Below are 21,341 nucleotides of genomic sequence, written 5' to 3'. Positions count from 1 at the left end.
ATCGAAGGTGCGTAAATCATTAATCTTAAAATTTAAATTTCCAATGAACTTATTTGTTTCTTCAGTCCAAGCTGGACTGAGAAAAGGGCTTATGCCAATTCTGCTGAGTTCCGCAGTGTTGGCGTTTGCCCAAAACCATCCACTCGACAGCCTTGCCGTACGTGATATCGAAGTCGTGAAAATCGTAAAGATCAACAGCCACGATAAAAACAAGTCTAAAATCTCTCCCTCAAATACCGATTTGCTGAACCATGATGCCGGCCGCTTTTTAAACGCGCTTCCCGAAATCTCAGGCATCAGAAAAGCCGGTAATTATGCGACCGATCCTGTGTTGCGCGGTTTTAAATATGAGCAACTCAATATCGTTATCGATGGTGCCGCCAATGCGGTAAACGCCTGCCCAAGCCGGATGGATCCTGCGGTAAGCCAGATAAACATGAATATGGTACAGGAAGCCGAAATTTTCAAAGGACCTTACCATTTCAGGAACGGAAGCAGTTTTGGCGGCACCGTGAATTTCATTACCATGAAACCGGTTTTTACAGAAAAACCCTTATTGAATGGCCGAATTACAACAGGTTTTGAAAGTAACGGAAGTATCTTCAGAAATGAAATCTTCACAGAGGTTTCCTCTAAAAAAATCGTTTGGGACTTGTTTGGCTCGTACCAAACCGGCAACCGGTATACAGATGGCGACGGAAATGAAGTGCCTTCGGCATTCCTTCAATATAACGTGGGGACAAAAGGTAACTTTAAATGGAATGACGGTCAGCTCACAACCTTTCAGATAAATACCAACCAAGGGCGTGATGTAGAGTTTGCCGCTTTGCAGATGGATCTTATTTATGATAAAACGTGGATGTTCCAGCTAAAACATTTGGCAGCATTCAACGGATCTTTCTTTAATCAGCTTGATGTCAACACTTACTATTCAGTCGTAGATCATTCCATGGGGACGGCGAACCGGTCAATGGTCTCTGATGTGAAATCTATTACGTATGGCGGTCGTGCCGAACTTAAAAAATCCTGGGAGGGCAACATCCTCTATACCGGGGTTGATTATAAGCATGAGCAGGCAGAAAACATCAGGATGGTGATGCCCATGATGCCGGGTATGAAACCCCGCGATGGCAGCGCGTGGCAAAATGCCGAAATCGCGCAACTGGGTTGGTTTGCGGAATATCAGCGGTGGTTCTTGGGTGCTAAATTTACAGCCTCCGCAAGGCTCGACTACAATATGGCCGATGCAGGTAAACCTTCTGAACTGTTCAGGAAATTATATGGCAATATATCTGCGGAAGACCTTAACCATCACCTGAGTTTGGGCTACACCAAAAATCTGAATGATAACAGCCAGCTGGCCTTGTGGCTAGGCCGTGCACAGCGCAGCGGCAGCCTTACAGAGCGTTACATTAACCTTTTCGTGGTCGGGAATGATAATTATGAAGTATTGGGAAATCCACATCTGAAGCCTGAAACCAACACCCAGACCGACCTCATTTACTCTTACACCCGCGGGAAAGTCTTTTTCCAGGCAAATGTATTTTATTCACGGCTTGATGATTATATCTCTGGTATTATTCGTCGCGACATCATGCCGGCATCCATGATGAGTCCGGGCGTGCGGCAGATGCAAAATACAAACCGAGCCATGAAAACTGGTTTTGAATCGAGGCTGAACTGGAAAATCTTGCCACAACTAACATCTGAAATGGCGGTGGCCTATACCTATGCCGAAGATCTCGACACGAAGACACCCTTACCCGAGGTATCCCCTTTAGACATCCGGTGGAAGTTGCAGGCAAATCTGTCACCGGTGACTATAGCAGCCAATTTACGGTATGCGGCGGCACAAAACCGGGTAAACCCAGATTTTGGTGAACTTAAAACACCTGATTTCTTCGTAGCGAACCTGTCTGCTAGGTACGGATTATTCAGAAATGCGTATTTAGATGCGGAAATCACCAATCTGTTCGACCGGGCGTATGCTGAACACCTTAGCCGAACCCGTTCCGATGATAAAAGCCGCCGTATCTTTGAACGTGGACGCAGTTTCAATATCGGTTTCACCTGTTCATTCTGATATTTTTAAACTGAGCAAGGGCAAAACATTTCTGCTAGGGCGTGTTTTCTTTTATTAATGAGAGCGACCTTTATTAAAACAATTAAAGAAATGGAAAAACCATTGGATGTTGCAAAGAAGCGTGTGCGCAAGGTATAGAAATGTCTGCGCAAGGTGTAGAAATGCCTCCGCGACGTGCAGAAATGGTAAATCAACGTACAGAAATGGTATATCAACATGCAGAAATGATATATCAATGTACAGAAATGCTATATCAACGTGTAGAAATGATATAACAACAAGTCCCGTCCATTTCTGCAACATACAATTCAAGTATTTGCAATATTTGCTTAATTATATCTAAATTAATATTAATAAATTTAAAAATAATTTAAAGTACTTGATAGAAAAGGGCAAGGCAATGCGCGGGATAATTCTTCAAAACAAAAGTGGCATACCTTCACATTCAAGATAAAAAATGTCATTTTGTCACACTTTTTTCCTTGGTATGCATTTGGAGAAAGCAGCAGTAATAAATAATTAATGTAACAAAAAAACTTACGTATATGAGCAAAATAATCGGAATCGATTTAGGAACCACCAACTCCTGTGTAGCTGTAATGGAGGGGAAGGATCCAGTGGTGATCCCAAATGCAGAAGGGAAAAGAACCACGCCTTCTATCGTGGCTTTTACAGAAGATGGCGAAAGAAAAGTGGGCGACCCGGCTAAAAGACAGGCTGTGACCAACCCGAACAAGACGATTTATTCGATCAAAAGATTTATCGGTACCCACTTCAAAGATGACGCGAACGAGATCAACCGCGTGCCTTACCAGGTGGTGAGCGGACCGAATGATACCGTAAAAGTAAAGATAGACGACAGAGAATATACACCACAGGAAATTTCGGCCATGACGCTTCAGAAAATGAAGAAAACGGCGGAAGATTACCTCGGCCAGGAAGTGACGAGAGCGGTAATTACGGTTCCGGCATACTTCAACGATGCGCAAAGACAGGCTACGAAAGAAGCCGGTGAGATCGCTGGTTTAACTGTTGAAAGAATCATCAACGAGCCTACGGCAGCAGCGTTGGCTTACGGGATGGACAAAGCGCACAAAGACCAGAAGATCGCGGTGTATGATTTAGGTGGTGGTACTTTCGACGTTTCTATCCTTGACCTGGGAGACGGCGTTTTTGAAGTACTGTCCACGAACGGTGACACGCACCTGGGTGGTGATGACTTCGATGATGTGATCATCAACTGGATGGCTGATGAGTTCAAAGCAGAGGAAGGCGTTGACTTAAAGGCGGACGCGATCGCGCTTCAGCGTTTGAAAGAAGCTGCTGAAAAGGCGAAGATCGAGCTTTCTTCATCGTCACAGACTGAGATCAACCTGCCATATATTACCGCAACCGCAACCGGCCCGAAACACATGGTGAAAACGCTTACCAGAGCTAAGTTCGAGCAACTTTCCGCTGATCTGGTAAGAAGATCGATGGAGCCTTGTAAGAAAGCGCTTTCTGATGCCGGACTAACAGTTTCAGACATTGATGAAGTGATTTTAGTAGGTGGTTCTACAAGAATCCCGATCATTCAGGAGGAAGTAGAGAAATTCTTCGGTAAAAAACCTTCAAAAGGGGTGAACCCGGATGAGGTAGTGGCGATTGGAGCGGCAATTCAGGGTGGAGTTTTAACAGGTGACGTGAAAGACGTTCTTCTGTTAGACGTTACGCCGCTTTCTCTTGGTATCGAAACCATGGGTTCTGTGTTCACGAAACTTATCGAGGCAAACACCACCATCCCAACTAAAAAATCGGAGGTATTCTCTACCGCGAGCGACAACCAGCCAGCAGTATCGATCAGAGTAGGACAGGGTGAAAGACCGATGTTCAACGACAACAAGGAGATCGGAAGATTTGACCTGACAGACATTCCGCCAGCGCCAAGAGGTGTTCCGCAGATTGAGGTAACTTTTGATATCGATGCGAACGGAATCCTGCATGTTTCCGCGAAAGATAAAGGAACCGGTAAAGAGCAGTCGATCAAGATTCAGGCGAGTTCAGGACTTTCAGACGATGAAATCCAAAGAATGAAACGCGAGGCTGAAGAAAATGCTTCGGCGGATGCCAAAAAGAAAGAAGAAGTAGAAGTACTGAACAAAGCGGACGGTCTCATCTTCCAGACTGAAAAGCAACTGAAAGAGTTTGGCGACAAACTTTCTGCTGACAAAAAAGCAGCTGTAGAATCTGCCGCAGCTGAACTGAAAACAGCCTACGAATCGAAAGACATCGAAAGCATTAAAACCAAAACCGAAGCGCTAGACGCAGCCTGGATGGCAGCTTCACAGGAAATGTATGCAGCAGGCCAGCAAGGTCAGCCGGGTGCAGATCCTTCGCAGGGTAACCCTGGTGGAAACACAGGTGCTGACGATGTGCAGGATGCTGATTTCGAAGAAGTGAAGTAAAACTGCTTTCTGATAATATTGATCGCCGCAAACCTAGGTTTGCGGCGATTTTTCAGTCAAGTATTATTTTGCTTGAGCCTTGTGTATTTGTCACTTGTTATGAATTGGTAAAAAATTTGCATACATTTGCAAAGTAAAAATCATTGTAATGAATAAAAAGGTACCTTCGCGAAAAGGAAGTCTTGCCAGCACTAGAAAAGCTGATAGACTTAATTGGAAGCCGATAGGAACAGATAAAGTGGCTCCCTTGAGTGATGCTAAGTTGGTAAGATTTTATAATCCATATAAGAGATTATGGAGTAATCTTTTACTAAAATAATGAAAGTTTATCCGATAAGAAATCATCGGAGGAAATATAAAGATGGGCAAGTTATTGCTCATCTTTTTGTTTTTCGCTCAACGAAATCAAATATCACTTATTTTATTGAGTGTGAAGTTTTTGATAAGAACGTTATTGCCATTAAATTTTACGATAAGAATCATCGGGAATCAAAAAATAGATTTTCGTATCTTACGAATAGCAATGAAATTTGGTCTGTTTTGCATACTTGTATTCAGGTCATTCCGATATTAGAAAAGGAACATATTGGATGCTCTTTTGTTGCGATAGGTGCTCAAGGTATATCTCCCGACAGAAGACAAGAACAGATTGAAAAAACTCAGAGATATCTCGCATATAAAAGAATTTTATTTAAGTTATTTGAAAGTGCTACCAATTATGCGTTGATTGATTCTGATGAATATTCTGCTTTGTTAATGATGAATATTATAGAGTTTGTAGGAGATAAACAAATAGATGATCAAGAATTTAGTGAAAAAGTTTTAAATAAGTATGTGGAGATAATTGAATTGATGGAGATGGAATTTTTGGAAATTCATAATTTTTATGAAGCCAATAATCACGCAAATATTTCTTTAGAAATATCTCACAAAAGAAAAGTAAACAAAATGCTTAAAATACTTCGCAAATTATGATCTCAAAAATAATCGTTCACAAAGTCGGTAACCGCATCAATCAGGAGTCGCTCATCCTTTCGCAGGAAGAGCTCCAACTCGATGAAGAGATGACGGATCTCCTCGAAGATTTCTTCCTAAAAGCCTTTAAATCTGAAGAACAGTTCCGTTTTTACAGCGAAACTTATTTGGTGAATAATCCGGTGTACGGGGCGGTTTCAGAAATATTTGAGGACAGCAGGAACTTTGTACAGGAATCACAGAATATCGCGGAACACCTTTACGATGCAACTGAAAATCCACGAGTGCAAAACGGCGAAGTTTTCATCGTTTATTTTGAAGGCGAAGAAAACCAGGATGGCAGCAAGGTGGATTCCGTAGGTATTTTCAAGACTGAAAATAAAAATCCTTTCCTCAAGATCTTCCCGCAGGGCGAAACTTTTGACATTGAAAAGGATTACGGGATCGGGCTTTCAAAACTCGATAAAGGCGCACTGATCTACAACAGCAGCAAGGAAACAGGTTTCGCGGTTTCGGTGGTCGATAACAATAAAAACGGCGATGCCGATTACTGGTTCGAGCACTTCCTGAAAGTGAAACAGCGCGACGATGAGTATTTCCACACCCAGGAAACCCTTACCGTGTACAAAGATTTCATCACCAAGCAGCTGCCGCAGGAATTCGAGGTTTCAAAAGCCGACCAGGCCGATTTTCTGAATAAATCCATCAACTTTTTCAAAGAAAAGGAAACCTTCGATTATGAGACTTTTACCAAAGAAGTGTTGGAGGATGAACATGTGATTGAAAGTTTTGGTAATTTTAAGTCTGATTATGAGCAGGAAATGCAAGTGTCCATCTCAGAAGATTTTGCTATAAATGAGGCAGCGGTTAAGAAACAGGGGCGTCACTTCAAAAGTGTCATCAAACTCGATAAAAACTTCCATATTTATGTACACGGCGACCGTAAAATGATCGAGACCGGGCAGGATGAAAAAGGCAAATACTACCGCCTGTACTTCGAAAAAGAGAATTAGTAATGATAAATCATTACCTTTGTTAGGTTATCTTCCTATTACCTTTTTTTATGAAATTAGCCGATTGCCACGAGGAGAAAATTCATACATCCGGTCATATACAAAACTTCGGATATCTTATAGGTCTTGATGCTGAAACGCATACCCTGAAATTCTTCAGCGAGAATATCAGCGAAATAGTAGCCCTCAGTCCTGAACATTTTGGCAAGAAAATGCAGGAAGAACCTGTTGTCTTTGCGGAACTGCTAAGTTCAGTCGTTTTGCAGAACCTTAACCTGAATGAACTGCGCGAAGTAGATGTCTTTTTGGATAAGATCACACTGCGTGAGCAAATATATCACCTCACCATCTACCGCTACAACGGAAATATCTTCTTGGAACTGGAGCGGGTGCTCGAGTATTTCATTCAGCGCACCTTCGTATCGAAAAAATACGAAAGCATCAGCAGTGCCGCCACCTCCGGGGAGATTTGGCAGCAGTTGCTGAATGCCATACATGATGCGATAGGCTACGACCGCATCATGGTGTACCGTTTCCTGGAAGATGGCAGCGGTAAGGTGATTGCCGAAAAGGTGAAAGATGATGTCGAAAGTTTCATGCACCTGCATTATCCTGAAAGTGATATTCCGCGCCAGGCCCGCGAACTTTACTTGAAAAAACGCAAGCGTATCTTCAGCAACGTGTACAGCGCACCGGTACCTATTATCAGCAGCAGCGACAGCCCGCTCGATCTTACGTATTGTACGATGCGGGCCATGTCTCCGGTACATGGGCAGTATCTTAAAAACACCGGTGTATCCTCCGCCTTCAGTACCTCGATTGTGGTGGGAAACCGGCTTTGGGGCATGGTGACCTGCCAGAATACAGTGCCAAAACATATTGATCTCGTCAACCGTATACGTTCAGAGGTCTTTACCGTAATCGCCGCCAACGCCTATACCTCCTATAAATCCCGACAGGCACTCGAAGATAATATCGAACTGGATAAACGGATACAGGTACTCAAAAATCAGTTTCAGCAATATGAAAGCCTCGAGGAATCGCTGTTCAGTAATATGGATGAAATCCGCCGGTACCCGGAGGCGGATGGCTTGGCTGTAGTCGTAGGGCAACACATCCGGACTTCCGGTGACGTGCCTGATGAGGATGATATCCTGAAAATAGTGCAGTACGCGCGCGAAAACCCATTAAATAATTTCTATTCCACAGATGATTTTAGCCATTCGCTTGAAGGTAATATGGGACCAATACAGAACGCGGCAGGCGTGATGTTTGGTTTTACCGATGACCGCCGCAATGAATTGCTGATCTGGTTCCGCAAAGAAGTGGATACACAGAAACTCTGGGCCGGTAATCCTTCTAAAGATACTGCGGAAACGCTGCTGAATGGCGATAAACAGATGGTGATCTCCCCACGGAAATCTTTTGCCACTTATATAGAAAACATCAAAGGCAAAGCCACGCCATGGAAAAACCGTGATATTTTTGCGGCCAAGAAAGTGGTGACGGCCATCCTGGAAACCACTTATACGCAGTTCCGCCGTGTACAGGAACTGAATGAGGAACTTAAGAACCTTAATGAAGAACTCGACAGTTTTTCATACACCATCTCCCATGACCTCGGCACTCCGCTGACGGTAATGAAACTTAACGCCCAATTGCTGGAGCGTACCCATTACGATAATCCGCAGGTGCAGAAACGCATCTCGAGCATTTTGCAGGAAATATTGGGGATGGAGAATATGATGCGTGGCGTATTGCAATTGAGCCGTGCGAAATCATCCGAACTTAACCTGCAGGAACTGGAAACCGCCGGCCTCATCAAAAAAATATGCTATGATGCCCAACTCACCATCAGCCAGACCACCGAAATTGTGCTGGGTAACATGCCCAAAGTCCTTGCTGATGAAACCATGCTGATGCAGGCCTTCCTGAACATTATCGGTAACGCGGTGAAGTATTCAAGCAAAAGTGAAATGCCACGCGTGGAAATCAATGGGACTGTTCAAGACGATACTGTAGTATATACCATCAAAGATAATGGCATCGGCATCCCGGCCAAAGCACAGGAAAAAATGTTCAAGATATTCAACCGGATGGATAACGCCAAAGGTTTTCAGGGGAACGGCGTGGGACTCTCCATCGTACACCGCATCATGAAACGGCTGGGCGGCAATATTTCGTATGAAAGTAAAGAAGGCGAAGGCAGTACCTTTAGCCTGGTATTCAGAAAACCATAGAAGCAGCATGATTTCAGAAATTTTAAAGACACAGACCCGCCATCTCCACGACCTCACGGAAGCGAAATTCAATTCAGAAGGTATCTTTAGCGGTACTTTTTCTCTTGAAGATTATACCCGACTCCTTAAGCATAACTTCGCGCTGCTGGCCGCCACTGAAGAACAGATATTTGCACGGCTACCTGTAAGCGCAGCAAGCGACATCAATCTGCCGCAACGCCGCAAGTTACCATTGGTGATACAGGACCTGCAGGTTTTGGAAGTGCCCGTTTCACTTAACATAAAACCCATGTCTATAAAGAATACCGCCGAAGCGTGGGGATTGCTCTATGTGATGGAAGGCGCTACAATCGGCGGGACCATGATGGCCAAACAGTTATCGGCCAACGCAGCGTTTATACAGGCTCCGTTCGCGTACTTCCGCATATATGGCGACCATACCGGCTCACGGTGGAAGAACTTCAAGGAAATTCTCGACCGCGAAATGACGACTGAAGCCTACAGCGACTGTATCTGTGGTGCCGAGAAAGCCTACCATTTCCTATTGCAGTGGGCAGAATAACCGGGCGTGGTTTCATTTTTGATGAATGCCTGAAAACCTGATTATGAAAAAATATCTTTCGTATTCCCCACAGATGGATGCGCTGACAGCCGAGGAAGAACAGTTGCTCGCAGAAGACCTTCAACTGGTTGAACAAGCCGTAAAAGCATCGCGGAAAGTTAATAAAACACCACATCATACGCGCAATGCGCATGCCCGAGCGTTTGGTTTTGTTCGTGGGCACTTCGTCCCGGTGAAAAATGAGGCCGCCGATTTTCAGGCGCTGCTGCAGGGCAGTAATCTGGGGGTTATCATTCGGTATTCGCATCCCAACTTTTTTGTGCTGGGGGGTAAATGGGAATATCCGCTGTATGGTTGCTCATTGAAGATCTACAACAAGACTTTACCGGTAAGCGCGAAATTCCCACTCGTCAATCTGCCGGTGTTCATCACCAATTCAGTCGCGAAATTCCTGAATATCCATATCAAAGCCAATCATTTTTTTATCGCAGTTGGGCGCAATGTCTTCCGAGCTGCTTTGAAAGTCCCTGCGCTGCTGCGGGCGGGGATGAGTATTTTCTTCGACAGACAAGTCAGAAGCGTGGTACGTAATGTCCTTAAAGTATTGGATATCGAACGACAGGTTCTGCCGTCTTATCAGTATCATTCGATTGGATGTTTCCGCCTGGGTGACCGTGTGGCAAAGATCCGGTTAAAACCTAATTTCACACGGGTAATTGAAAAAGGCAACCAATTGGATCAAAAGGCTTATCTGGAAGATTTTTTTAGAAATAATGACCTTTCGCTTGACCTGCAGGTGCAGTTGGCGGTGAATGAAAAGCTCACGCCGGTGAACAATCTGCTCAAGAACTGGCGCGAGCGGCACTCGAAATTTGTAACCGTCGGGAAGATCATCCTGCCGCAACAGGATATCACCGCGTATCACACGATGGAATATGAAAATCTCTCTTTCGATCCTTTCGAGAATGCACCCGAACTTCAGCCAGTCGGGCGTATGCAGCAGATCCGCCGAAAAATATATGAGGTATCTGTACGTACCAGACAAACTTTAAACAAATCATAACATCATGCCCGAAGGACCTACGATATTGAATCTTAAAAACCGATTAGTCCGTTTTAAAGGAAAAACCGTTACTGAAGCCACCGGTTATGGTGAAATGGACAAAACGCCACTGCATAACATCAAATTGATGGATATTGACGCGTTTGGCAAAAACCTCATTTTCGTGTTTAAAGACTTTTTTGTCACTGTTCATCTGGGTTTGTTCGGTAGTGTACTCATCAACAAAAGGAAAAAATCCAACGCCAGTTTCACCCTGCATTTCGGGGACGAGGAAATTAATTTTTATATCTCCAAAACCAAACTGATTAACGGTAAACCCGATAAGCATTTTGATTACCGTACCGACATCCTGAAAGAAGAATTTGATGGCCAATATATACTTAGTACACTTCAGCAGGAATATGCCGAAAAAATGATTGGTGACGCCCTGATGGAGCAGCAACTGTTTACAGGCGTAGGAAACATCATCCGCATAGAAGCGCTGTACCGCGCGAAGATTCACCCTGAAAGCCTTGTGAAGGACATCCCTGAAAAGAAACTCATCTATCTCATTGAAACAGTGGTTAATTATGCCTTCGAGTTTTTGGAACAGTCTAAAAAAGAAGAGGTGAAAGAGAAAACCCTCGTTTACGGAAGAAAGAACTGCCCTAAAGACAAATCCGAACTGGCCATCGAAGAAATGGGTAAGATAAAGCGCAAAACGTACGTGTGCCCCAAATGCCAGAAACGTTACCAATAAAAAAGCTGCCTTTGTAAGACAGCTTGCATTGTTTAACCTTCAAAGATGTTTTCGCCAAACAGTCCTTCTACAGACCAATACCGTTCACCGGTATCGTAATTAAAGGTGAGGATGCGCGAACCTTCCGGGATTTCTGACAGTTTCTGCTGAATTGCCGCCAATGAAGCACCAGTGGAAATACCGGCCAGAATGCCTTCGTGTTGGGCCAGTTTTTTGGTGAAAGCGAAAGCTTCTTCCTTCTCTACCTGGATGGTGCCGTCAAGAATATCCGTGTTCAGTACTTTTGGGATAAAGCCCGCGCCAATGCCCTGTAGCGGGTGTGGACCCGGGCTGCCACCTGAAATGACCGGGGAATCCTTAGGTTCTACAGCATAGCTTTTAAGGTTTGCGAACTCTTTTTTCAGGATCTCAGAGACGCCGGTAATATGTCCGCCGGTACCTACACCGGTAATCAAATAATCGAAACCTTCGGGAAAATCGTTCAGGATTTCCTGTGCCGTCGTCTGCCGGTGTATCTCCAGGTTGGCTTGGTTTTCAAACTGTTGCGGAATCCACACATTTTCGAGGTCCTCAGCCATTTCCAGCGCTTTCTTTACTGCGCCAGAGGTGCCGAGTTCACGCGGGGTAAGCACAAACTTCGCACCGTAAGCCGACATAAGTTTGCGGCGCTCCACACTCATGCTCTCCGGCATTACAAGTATCAATTGATAGCCTTTTACCGCACAAACCATCGCGAGTCCAACGCCAGTGTTACCCGAGGTAGGCTCTACAATTAGGGTGTCTTTGTTTATTTTGCCTTCTTTCTCGGCTTTTTCAATCATTGCTAATGCGATCCGGTCTTTAATGCTGCCGCCCGGGTTTTGTCTTTCAAGCTTCATCCAGACTTCGTGCTGGCCGAAAAGATTTTGCAGGCGCACAATGGGGGTATTACCAATGGCGTCTAAAACGGTGTTCATTTTCATATAAGTTGTTTTTAAATCGTTGATATTTAGGTAAGCAGATGCTTGTTTCAGATGATGAAATTAATAGGCTCGTTTACCGGCATTTTATTTTTAACGGTGACGAGTCCTTTGTGAAAGACCACCGAATTTGGTGCCACACTTTCTGTAATCCACACATTACCACCGATTAGGGAGTTGGTGCCGATCACCGTATCGCCGCCAAGTATAGTGGCATTGGCATAGATTACCGTGCGGTCTTCAATGGTGGGATGTCTTTTTTCGTGCTGTAGGTCTTTGTTAACCGATAATGCGCCTAGCGTCACACCCTGGTACAGTTTTACCTGTGTGCCAATGACGGTGGTCTCGCCAATCACGATGCCGGTGCCGTGATCAATGAAGAACTTACGGCCGATGGTGGCTCCGGGGTGAATGTCTATCCCTGTTCGGCTATGTGCCAGTTCGGTCCAGATGCGGGGGATGAGTGGGATTTTCATTCTCTCGAGTTCATGTGAGAAGCGGTACACTGCGATCGCAAAAAAACCGGGATAAGAAAACATCACTTCCTCCACACTTTTTGCCGCAGGGTCGTGTTCAAATATAAACGTGGCATCCTCTTTCAGCATTTCATATACTTTCGGGAAACGTTCAAAGAAATAGTCGGCTCCGGGGGATTGTTCGCCAGCCGCAGAAATCAGCAGCTCTTCAAACTCTGCCCGGAATTGTCGCAGACGTGCCTCTATCTCACCCATCTCCGAGCAGCGTTGCAACTCCAGAAAGAAAATGAAGCGGAAGAAGCGCTCCATGAAATCTTCGGTCTTTCGCTTGTCGATATCGAATTTTCGGTTTCGGTAACCTTCGGTAAGCTGTCGTGCAAAGCTCATTTCTAGAAAAAATTTATGCAAAGGTATGCAAGAATGCCTCCAAAATCCTTGATGTGGGATAAGTAAAAAAGCATCATGAAGATTCATAAAATAAATGGTAAAATAACACGCCGAATGTTGGTTGCCGGTAGGTAATTTCTTAAATTTGTGTGCATTTTTAATGAAAGAGCACCATCGGGATGATGGTGAGACGAAAGCGGAATAAATGTCAGCCCACCGGCAAGCAGCCCGGGGAGAAAACATTGAAAATTTAATAAATCATACATTATGAAAGTTACCGTAGTAGGAGCAGGAGCAGTAGGCGCGAGTTGCGCAGAGTACATTGCGATGAAAGATTTCGCCTCAGAAGTGGTTTTAGTTGACATCAAGGAAGGTTTTGCCGAAGGCAAGGCGATGGACCTGATGCAAACCGCTTCGCTGAATGGTTTTGATACCAAGATTACCGGTACCACCGGCGATTACAGCAAGACTGCTGGCTCCAAAGTAGCCGTAATTACCTCCGGGATCCCAAGAAAACCGGGCATGACACGTGAAGAACTCATCGGCATCAACGCGGGAATCGTGAAGGAAGTGACTGAGAACCTGGTGAAGCACTCACCTGATGTGATCATCATCGTGGTATCGAACCCGATGGATACGATGGCTTACCTCGTACATAAGACTTCCGGCTTACCGAAGCACAAGATCATCGGTATGGGCGGTGCGCTCGATTCTGCACGTTTCAAATACCGCCTGGCAGAAGCCCTTGAAAGTCCGATCTCTGATGTGGACGGAATGGTAATCGCTGCGCACAGCGACACCGGTATGCTGCCACTGATGAGCAAGGCGACACGCAACGGCGTTCCTGTATCTGAGTTCCTGAATGATGAGCAACAGGCTTACGTGATAGAAGAGACCAAAGTTGGTGGTGCTACACTTACAAAACTTTTAGGAACTTCAGCCTGGTACGCGCCGGGTGCGGCAGTTTCTGTAATGGTGCAGGCCATCCTTTGCGACCACAAGAAGATGATCCCGTGCTCCCTGATGCTTGATGGTGAATATGGCGAAAGCGATATCTGCCTGGGCGTACCGGCAATCATCGGCAAAGATGGTGTGGAGAAGATCGTAGAGATCAGCCTGACCGACGCTGAGAAAGAAAAATTCGCTACGGCTGCGAAAGCAGTTCGCGAGGTGAACGGCGATCTGAAATTCTAAAAATCCCAAAGCATAGATCTAAAACCTTCCATTCAGGAAGGTTTTTTTTATGGGTTTTGGTGCAGCTTTGTTCGGGAGTTGTTGCGGATTTGTTGCCAAAACGGATGTTTTTCGGGAGGAAACGGGAAGGATTCCGCAACAAGGATGCAAGGAAATGGTATTAATAGGAAAGTTTTTAATCCGAAAATTTGGGACTAATCAAGAGTATGATTTTTTTACATATTATTCGAAGAAATATGATATTATTTGTCGATATATTAATTATTATTTTAACTTTATCGTATAAAACACATGATGAAATTCTTCTTGCTTATGATATCCCAATAAGTTCCTACACTATATTACATGAAATTTTTGATCCGGCTGGAGGGGACAGGCGCAGTTGCCGCCCTGCCTATTAATTATCAATATCCGCTAAGTGCGGCCATTTACCACATCCTTTCAAAGGGTGATGCCTCGTATGCATCCTTCCTACATGAGTATGGGTATGGAAAAGGTTTTAAGTTATTTACGTTCTCTCAACTGAACTTCCCATTTAGAATTGAGGGTGACCGGTTACTGATGATAGGGCACGAAGCAAGCTTTCTGGTGAGTTTTCATTTGCCACAAGCTATGGAAAGCTTTGTGAAAGGACTTTTTCAGAGTGAGGAAGTTGTAATTGCGGATAAGAAATCGAAGGCGGGTTTTAAAGTAAAATCAGTGGAGAGTTTGCCAGATCCTTTGCAGAATTATAAAGAGCATGAACTCGTGAATATTATAATTAGACCTCTGTCCCCCATCGTTGCTGGATTGATGAAAGAGAATGGAAAATATGACTTTCTGCCCCCGGACGATCCTCGGTTTACGGAATGTTTGATTTATAACTGGAGGAATAAGATAGCCACTGTCTTTGATGAAGAAAGCGCAGAAGGTGCCCTGTTGCTAATGGGAACTGTCTTTATGAAAACTCTCCCGAAATCTCGGCTGCTGACAATCAAGGCCGATACGGAAGCGGAAACAAAAATAAGAGGATGGATGAATTTTGAGTTAAACGTGACGGCGGAGCGGCGGTTTGTGGAGTTGTTATTGAATGCCGGGGTTGGGGTGTATAATAGTATGGGATGCGGATGTGTGGAGGTGATGAAATAGAAATTAAGAGATTATGACAATATTTAAAACATACACTGGAAATGCAATGCTAAATAACGCATTGATGACAATAGAAGCTTTAGCTAAACTAAAGAGCGTTTCGGAGGTTAGTCCTCTCGTTCTGAAACAGCTTTGCAATAGTGTTGATTTAAAGGAAATCAACAAACGTTTGAAAAGCTATACAATGATTTTTAGCTTGAATAATCCCTTGGTTAATCCCGCCAAGAAAGCCAATAATGCAGGTGAGAATACTTATCATCATCTATTAAATGCAATAATGGATGGCTTTGAATCTGATGGAGAAAGGGTTTGTGAAATTTCGGGTCTGAGATTTAATAAATCCTTTCAAGATTTTTACAAAGAAGAAATTGAAAGACAGAAAAAAATATTGGTTGCCACAAGCAGGGATGCCAAGCAACTCAATAAAGAACTAAAGAATATTGAAAATACCGATACCAGTCTTAATCGTTCCTGGTTTCCCTTAATTGGTGGATTGGGCTCTGATGCGCAGGCGTTGCCTCAGGCTAAATACCCAATTCAGATTCATCCAATTTGTATTGCGATTCTGCAATTTTTGCCATTGTCTGCATTATTGTATAAAGGGGGAATTTTATTGGTAGATTCCTCAAATTTTGAACTTTCCCGCGAAATGATAGCGCAGAGTGTAAAAACTGTATCTGAAAAAATACAGGGCGCTTCATCTGCAGAATCTATCGAGAATATACGTGATTTTGCCAAAGGTGATTATTTACTAAAAGCACTTGCTATTTTAACAGAAAAAGAGGATTTGGAAGAGACTTATTCTGATTTGAACCTCTGGAGTTTTTCTAATTCAGGTACTGGTGCAAGTTGTGAGATTGACAGAGTACCTAATGCCTTGATTAGAAAGCTACAAAGGCTTATAAGAAATCCCTCAATCAGCCCAGAGCTAAAAGGAATTTTATCGAGAAATGAAAGTGCATATAGTTTTATTGAATCACTGGGAGGAAGCAAAGATTGGTTTCTACTATACCCAAATGTATTTGGATCAGGGAAAAAGAAAGTAGAGTATGAAGGCGTTTCCCCAGGGTTTATAGAGGTTTATTATGAAGAAATAGGCAAAGCTAACCTTATTCCGACGGCTAAATATATCGCAAGGCTTATTAAAAAGTATAAATCTAAATCATTTGAAAAACTATTAGAGAAAACGGATGCCTGGAATGATTCAGAGTATAAGATTGAGTTATTCAAAGTGTTGGTAAAAGCAACAGAAAACCATGAGTGGAGCTTAGAACAACAAATCGCAATTCTGGATCATAAAAATGAATTACCAATAAAAAACAACTTTTATCAATACCAAAAACTTATTCATTATTTCACTCAAAAAGAGGTTACAAGCAAAGAAATTCCCAACATAAATATTGAATATTCGAAAGTTTTTGAAGCATGTAAATGGATTGTCAGCTTGATTCAGAAAGATGAAAAAGTGAATACCATAACGTTCAATCTTACTAATCCTAATGAGAACCAAAAAGTAGGATTTTCCAGAATCATTTTAGATGCTCTCAACTATACAGAAATAACTTTAGAAGAAATTGTCGAAATTTTTTATGATGAAGATTATAACTTCAAGAAATATGGTTTAAATGAACTGTTGCGAATTTTTTTCTCACAATCAGACCAGCAAAGTTTTGAGTTTCATAATTTAAGGAACCTTTCAATAACTGCTGATATATTTCAACGGTGGTTGAATAGAATTCGGGAATTTGCAACCGACTACCAAACCTACTTCTACGCTAATAATTTCAATTTTGAAACGGGTAAACCCTCTTATAAAAAATTTGAAAGGACAATAAACTCTCTGGTAACAGAAAATGACAACTTCTATGCTTTGCTGACTGAGATTATTTACAATACAAATCAGCACCTTAAAGAAATGGAGCAAACGAAGGAAGACAAATGGTCGATTGAAGATTTAATGACCAATCCTCTTGGTAATAGCAATCGTAACATTTGCATTTTGGCAATAAAATTTTTACTCAAGCAGACCTCAGTGCAATCCTCAAAAGAATTATTAACTCACATAAACTAACAACTTAAAACATGGCAAATTTAAACAACATTACCGGAGCATTATTGATAGATGCAACCGCAGCATTCCTGAACGGAGCAGGTTTGGGAGTACAGGAAGATAAAAACCGCGTTATCCCTAAGACCTTTAAGGAAAAAGTGAATAACAGATTAGAGGACGTACCTTACGTTTCCGCGCAATCTTGGAGAAGATGGCTTAGGGATACCAGCAATGAAGAAAATGGTTGGAACCCAAGTGAATTAAGAGCCGTGGGAGAAGGTTCTGAAAAAGGAACAACGAATAAAATTTCTACAGAATTAAATCCAATAGAATTTCCGGAAGATGATTTGTTTGGCTATATGAAAGCCGGAGCAAAAGGTGAAGAAAGTGTTCAGAGAACTTCACCCTTCAAATCATCTATTTTAAAAGGCATCAAAAATATGCGCACCATCAATATTGATGAAGCCTTTGTTCACTTGAAAGAGGGAACTCCTTTACCATACTCTACCAAATTTTATTCGGCACATTTAGAAGGATTTTTCAATTTGGAGTATTATCGTTTAGGTGTGTATGATAACCTTGGTAGCAAGCAGGAACTATCTTCTGACATGGTCACGAAGCATACCGATAAGCTGAATCAATCCAGTTTGGGTGTGAAATTTATCCGTTATGAATTGAAAAATGCTGCTGCAAATAGAAATCTTAATGCAGCAGGGTTATTGAAAGGTTTAGCTTACTTGCGAGGTGGGGCAAAGCAAGCAGCTTTCGGGGCGGATGTTTCGCCTAAAGTTTTAATTCTCGCGGGTTTAGAATCTGCTAATCCAATCTTCAATAATTTATTTATAGGAACAGGTGAAAAGCCAATTCTAAATACTGAATTACTACTTGAGTTGTATAACGACTATAAAGACAAATTAGCAACGCCTATTTATGTAGGTTTTAGAAAAGGGTATTTGCAAAATGAAGAAGAGATAATGGAAGAGCTAAAAGAGGGATTTGTATTGGCATCACCAGTTGACATTGTAAATCAATTCAACAAAAAATATTTAACGAATGGATAAATTACTGGAAATACAATTTTCAGGATGGACCGCCACACCTCGGCTTCCGTTTATTCTTTCTGGCAATGCTGTGTGTATGCATACACCAAGCTACTCTTTGGTTTTAGGGATTATCGGCTGTTGTTTGGGTAGAATTGTTTTGGCTAATGAAGTGAAATTGGGTTTCAAATATAGCTACGATACCATAGCCCAAGACATGGAAACTAGGCGGCGATTAGAATATGACGGACGTAAAGTAAAAACACATAGCAAAGGTACTGATGCATATATAAGAGAATTTCATACTGCTCCGCAACTTACTATTTGGATTGATAGATTAGATTGGAAAGACTATTTTGAAAGCCCGGTCGGTACACCTTCGTTAGGTCGCTCGCAGGATATTTTGAAGATTGATAGCGTAGCAATCATCGAAGTCGAAAAAACTGAAAGAGGAAATATGGGAGGCTCTCTGCTACCTTTTATAGCGGGTTTGCAAGCGGGCGGACAATTGGTTCAATTAGCAGAGTCTTATCTTGAAAATGAAGAAGTGGGTTCCGGAAGAATACCACAAGCATCCAAAGTCTTTATTTCGATACCTCATGATAATGATACTGAAGTAACCTATAATAGGATTTATAAAACCATATCCGAAAAGCCTGTTACTTTTTACCTGCACCATTTTAATGATGAATAAAGGCTATTTTGACCAGTTTTACGCTAAGAGTGATGGCATCACAACGCTTGAAATGCATACCCGCCATGTAATTACAGCCGGAGAAAACTTACTGTATTCACTCCCTTTATCTGTAGAAGAAAAAAAGTACTGGAAAGAGAAATTGAGACGAGTTGCTGTTTTTCATGATCTGGGTAAGATTCATAGAGATTTTGTCAGCAGACTGAAAGGTGCCAAAAGTGTCGACATTCGCCACGAGTTAGTTTCGCTTTTATTTTGCATTAATTTTTTACAATTAGAAGATGATGAATTGTTTGCTATAGCTACCCATCATAAAGGTATTGTGGATACACATTCAGAAAAGAGAGGGGCTTTATCTCCTTTTCAAATTGGTGATTATATCAATCATTGGTATGAAACTGATAATTTAATTTTTACAGAAAATAACATTCAAACCTGGTTGGCGATTTTTGAAGTAAATATGCAATTGGTTCAGCAGGATGCGGTAAAGGAGTTGCCAAAAAACATCAAAATGTACTTGAATGCTAAATATCAAAAAAAGGCTATTCAAAGCATTGAGATTAGAAAGCAATTTTCATTGACAAGAGCTTTGCTAATGGCTGCTGACCATTTGGCCTCTGCAAGAAAAGAAAATGATATACCCCAATATAAGCAACTTGGTATTGCAGATTTTCAACCTGCAAAAGATGGAGTTTACTTACCTTTTCGCCCTTTTCAAGAAAGGCTGCAGAGGATTAAAACGGATGCAATTCTTCATGCTCCCACCGGCTCTGGCAAAACAGAAGCCGCCTTAAATTGGGTGTATGCAAATCAATCTGAAAATTCCAGAGTTTTTTACTTGTTGCCCTATACAGCAAGCATTAATGCAATGGTTACACGATTGCAAAAGCATTATAATGGAGAAGTTGTCACTGCTTTGCATTCAAAAACGTTAGATTTTTTCTACGATCAGATTTCCGAAGAATACAGTAATGGTGAAAAAGATTATCAAAAAATTGAAAAGGAAGCATGGGATAAAAAATCGTTATCCAAGGAATTGTTTTATCCCATCAAAGTAGCCACTCTTCATCAGATTTTAAAAACCTCTCTTAAAGGAAAAGGTTGGGAATTTGCACTTTTTGATTACAAGAAAGCTTTGTTCATCATTGATGAGTTTCATACCTATGATGCTTTATTGACCGGGATGCTTTTAGCTACTATAAAATTGTATCGAAAGCTATTCAACACTAAATTTTTCTTCTTGTCTGCCACAATTCCAGATTTTATGCTGAAACTGATTATTGCAGAAGTTTATGATGGTAATAATTCTATATTGATCAGACCTGACGCAGACCAAGAACAAGATAGACTTGTATTGGACAGAAAAAGGCACCAATTGTACTGTATGGAAAATTCTACAATTGAAGAAGAATTTGTTATGATTGAGAGTTATCTAAACGCAGGAAAGTCGGTGTTGATTATTGTAAATAATGTGAAGACAGCCCAAAAACTGTATAACCAATTAAAATTTGAAGGATCTGTTCAGCTTTTGCATAGCGGATTTAACAAGAGAGATCGAACGATTATTGAAAGAGCCATCACTAATGATGATGCCTCGAAGCGGCCACAACTGCTGATTGCGACACAAGCCGTTGAAGTAAGTTTAGATATAGATTATGATATCGGTTTTATTGAGAATGCACCGATTGATGCTTTAATTCAACGTTTTGGTAGAGTTAATAGAGCCGGTAAAAAGCGCATTTATCCAACAGATAAGGATTTGAGTCTGCAAAGCGATACTGTTCCTGTATATGTTTTTGAGAAATCAATAGGGAAAACGCCATTTTATGATGATACAGTTTTGGCAGATACTTGGCAAAATCTATTGGCTTTAAACAATTGCGAATTAGGAGAAGACGATTTAATTCAGGTTTGTAATAAAGTTTATGAAAAAGGATATAATGAAGTTCAGCAGAGAGACTTTGAAACTGGTTTAAATAATTCAATTATCAAAGATTTTGAAGACGATTGGATAGCAGGACATTGGCGTGATTGGATTGATGATGTTCTGGAAAATAAAAATCAGAAAATCGAAGTGTTATGTTTTAATCTTATAGAAGAATATGAAACAAAAATTGCCGAACGAAGATTTTTAGAAGCCAATCAACTGCTTGTGTCGGTATTTGGATATGAACCTAAGTTTTCAAAGGATCAGCTATTTGGAGATACGAGGATCGCTATTAATCTAAAGTACGATTCAATTATAGGTTATTATTCTATTGATAAAAATATTGATGATCAATTTGATTTTTGAA

Annotated in this window: 16 protein-coding genes; 14 read left to right on the top strand and 2 right to left on the bottom strand. The window is 41.9% G+C overall.

The features are described from left to right. Positions 1 to 43 precede the first annotated feature (43 nt). From CO230_RS09395 to CO230_RS09360, 8 genes are all read left to right on the top strand, one after another. Complete coding sequence (locus tag CO230_RS09395) at positions 44 to 2,083, top strand: TonB-dependent receptor domain-containing protein (protein ID WP_122028360.1); 2,040 nt, start codon at positions 44 to 46, stop codon at positions 2,081 to 2,083. Positions 2,084 to 2,628: 545 nt separating this feature from the next. Beyond that, positions 2,629 to 4,527: a molecular chaperone DnaK gene (gene dnaK, locus CO230_RS09390; protein ID WP_122028359.1), complete on the top strand. Its 1,899-nt coding sequence runs from the start codon at positions 2,629 to 2,631 to the stop codon at positions 4,525 to 4,527. 318 nt (positions 4,528 to 4,845) lie between these two features. Then, a complete protein-coding gene (locus CO230_RS09385; protein WP_122028358.1) occupies positions 4,846 to 5,502 on the top strand; it encodes a hypothetical protein in 657 nt (218 codons plus the stop codon). Continuing rightward, positions 5,499 to 6,515: a nucleoid-associated protein gene (locus CO230_RS09380; RefSeq protein WP_122028357.1), complete on the top strand. Its 1,017-nt coding sequence runs from the start codon at positions 5,499 to 5,501 to the stop codon at positions 6,513 to 6,515. Before CO230_RS09385 ends, CO230_RS09380 begins: the two co-directional genes overlap by 4 nt. A gap of 50 nt (positions 6,516 to 6,565) precedes the next feature. After that, positions 6,566 to 8,755 (top strand): ATP-binding protein, encoded by a 2,190-nt coding sequence (locus CO230_RS09375; RefSeq protein ID WP_122028356.1) that lies wholly within the window; start codon positions 6,566 to 6,568, stop codon positions 8,753 to 8,755. 7 nt (positions 8,756 to 8,762) lie between these two features. Next, positions 8,763 to 9,317: a biliverdin-producing heme oxygenase gene (locus CO230_RS09370; protein ID WP_162990018.1), complete on the top strand. Its 555-nt coding sequence runs from the start codon at positions 8,763 to 8,765 to the stop codon at positions 9,315 to 9,317. Between the two features lie 43 nt (positions 9,318 to 9,360). After that, entirely contained in the window at positions 9,361 to 10,380 is a 1,020-nt protein-coding gene (locus CO230_RS09365; RefSeq protein WP_162990017.1) for a hypothetical protein, read from the top strand. Positions 10,381 to 10,384: 4 nt separating this feature from the next. Beyond that, on the top strand, positions 10,385 to 11,119 hold the full coding sequence (locus CO230_RS09360; RefSeq protein WP_122028353.1) for a hypothetical protein: 735 nt from the start codon (positions 10,385 to 10,387) through the stop codon (positions 11,117 to 11,119). A 32-nt stretch (positions 11,120 to 11,151) separates the two neighbouring features. Here the strand turns inward: CO230_RS09360 and cysK are convergent, their stop codons facing one another. Beyond that, positions 11,152 to 12,081, bottom strand: coding sequence for a cysteine synthase A (gene cysK, locus CO230_RS09355; RefSeq protein WP_122028352.1), 930 nt, complete (start codon positions 12,079 to 12,081; stop codon positions 11,152 to 11,154). 47 nt (positions 12,082 to 12,128) lie between these two features. Beyond that, on the bottom strand, positions 12,129 to 12,941 hold the full coding sequence (gene epsC, locus CO230_RS09350) for a serine O-acetyltransferase EpsC (protein WP_122028351.1): 813 nt from the start codon (positions 12,939 to 12,941) through the stop codon (positions 12,129 to 12,131). Between the two features lie 267 nt (positions 12,942 to 13,208). Here epsC and CO230_RS09345 point away from each other — a divergent pair, with 267 nt between their 5' ends. The 6 genes from CO230_RS09345 to cas3 all read left to right on the top strand — a co-directional run bounded on the left by CO230_RS09345 (position 13,209) and on the right by cas3 (position 21,340). Beyond that, positions 13,209 to 14,135, top strand: coding sequence for a malate dehydrogenase (locus tag CO230_RS09345; RefSeq protein ID WP_122028350.1), 927 nt, complete (start codon positions 13,209 to 13,211; stop codon positions 14,133 to 14,135). A gap of 345 nt (positions 14,136 to 14,480) precedes the next feature. Beyond that, positions 14,481 to 15,263: a CRISPR-associated endoribonuclease Cas6 gene (gene cas6 / locus CO230_RS09335; RefSeq protein WP_122028348.1), complete on the top strand. Its 783-nt coding sequence runs from the start codon at positions 14,481 to 14,483 to the stop codon at positions 15,261 to 15,263. A 13-nt stretch (positions 15,264 to 15,276) separates the two neighbouring features. Beyond that, complete coding sequence (locus CO230_RS09330) at positions 15,277 to 17,334, top strand: hypothetical protein (RefSeq protein WP_162990016.1); 2,058 nt, start codon at positions 15,277 to 15,279, stop codon at positions 17,332 to 17,334. Between the two features lie 11 nt (positions 17,335 to 17,345). Continuing rightward, positions 17,346 to 18,374, top strand: a complete 1,029-nt coding sequence (gene cas7i, locus CO230_RS09325; RefSeq protein ID WP_122028346.1) for a type I-B CRISPR-associated protein Cas7/Cst2/DevR — start codon at positions 17,346 to 17,348, stop codon at positions 18,372 to 18,374. Next, a complete protein-coding gene (locus CO230_RS09320; RefSeq protein ID WP_122028345.1) occupies positions 18,367 to 19,047 on the top strand; it encodes a hypothetical protein in 681 nt (226 codons plus the stop codon). Before cas7i ends, CO230_RS09320 begins: the two co-directional genes overlap by 8 nt. Continuing rightward, complete coding sequence (gene cas3 / locus CO230_RS09315) at positions 19,037 to 21,340, top strand: CRISPR-associated helicase Cas3' (RefSeq protein ID WP_122028344.1); 2,304 nt, start codon at positions 19,037 to 19,039, stop codon at positions 21,338 to 21,340. Before CO230_RS09320 ends, cas3 begins: the two co-directional genes overlap by 11 nt. Position 21,341 lies beyond the last annotated feature (1 nt).

It is taken from the genome of Chryseobacterium sp. 6424 (assembly GCF_003692615.1).
GTDB lineage: Bacteria > Bacteroidota > Bacteroidia > Flavobacteriales > Weeksellaceae > Kaistella.
This window is presented reverse-complemented; position numbering and strand designations above follow the sequence as displayed.

Bases quoted from the DNA above. Each gene is read 5' to 3' on its own strand.
- CO230_RS09385 (WP_122028358.1), top strand. From the start codon at position 4,846: ATGAAAGTTTATCCGATAAGAAATCATCGGAGGAAATATAAAGATGGG.
- cas6 (WP_122028348.1), top strand. From the start codon at position 14,481: ATGAAATTTTTGATCCGGCTGGAGGGGACAGGCGCAGTTGCCGCCCTG.
- CO230_RS09345 (WP_122028350.1), top strand. From the start codon at position 13,209: ATGAAAGTTACCGTAGTAGGAGCAGGAGCAGTAGGCGCGAGTTGCGCA.
- CO230_RS09395 (WP_122028360.1), top strand. From the start codon at position 44: ATGAACTTATTTGTTTCTTCAGTCCAAGCTGGACTGAGAAAAGGGCTT.
- CO230_RS09360 (WP_122028353.1), top strand. From the start codon at position 10,385: ATGCCCGAAGGACCTACGATATTGAATCTTAAAAACCGATTAGTCCGT.
- CO230_RS09330 (WP_162990016.1), top strand. From the start codon at position 15,277: ATGACAATATTTAAAACATACACTGGAAATGCAATGCTAAATAACGCA.
- cas3 (WP_122028344.1), top strand. From the start codon at position 19,037: ATGATGAATAAAGGCTATTTTGACCAGTTTTACGCTAAGAGTGATGGC.
- CO230_RS09365 (WP_162990017.1), top strand. From the start codon at position 9,361: ATGAAAAAATATCTTTCGTATTCCCCACAGATGGATGCGCTGACAGCC.
- dnaK (WP_122028359.1), top strand. From the start codon at position 2,629: ATGAGCAAAATAATCGGAATCGATTTAGGAACCACCAACTCCTGTGTA.
- CO230_RS09370 (WP_162990018.1), top strand. From the start codon at position 8,763: ATGATTTCAGAAATTTTAAAGACACAGACCCGCCATCTCCACGACCTC.
- CO230_RS09375 (WP_122028356.1), top strand. From the start codon at position 6,566: ATGAAATTAGCCGATTGCCACGAGGAGAAAATTCATACATCCGGTCAT.
- CO230_RS09320 (WP_122028345.1), top strand. From the start codon at position 18,367: ATGGATAAATTACTGGAAATACAATTTTCAGGATGGACCGCCACACCT.
- epsC (WP_122028351.1), bottom strand. From the start codon at position 12,941: ATGAGCTTTGCACGACAGCTTACCGAAGGTTACCGAAACCGAAAATTC.
- cas7i (WP_122028346.1), top strand. From the start codon at position 17,346: ATGGCAAATTTAAACAACATTACCGGAGCATTATTGATAGATGCAACC.
- CO230_RS09380 (WP_122028357.1), top strand. From the start codon at position 5,499: ATGATCTCAAAAATAATCGTTCACAAAGTCGGTAACCGCATCAATCAG.
- cysK (WP_122028352.1), bottom strand. From the start codon at position 12,081: ATGAAAATGAACACCGTTTTAGACGCCATTGGTAATACCCCCATTGTG.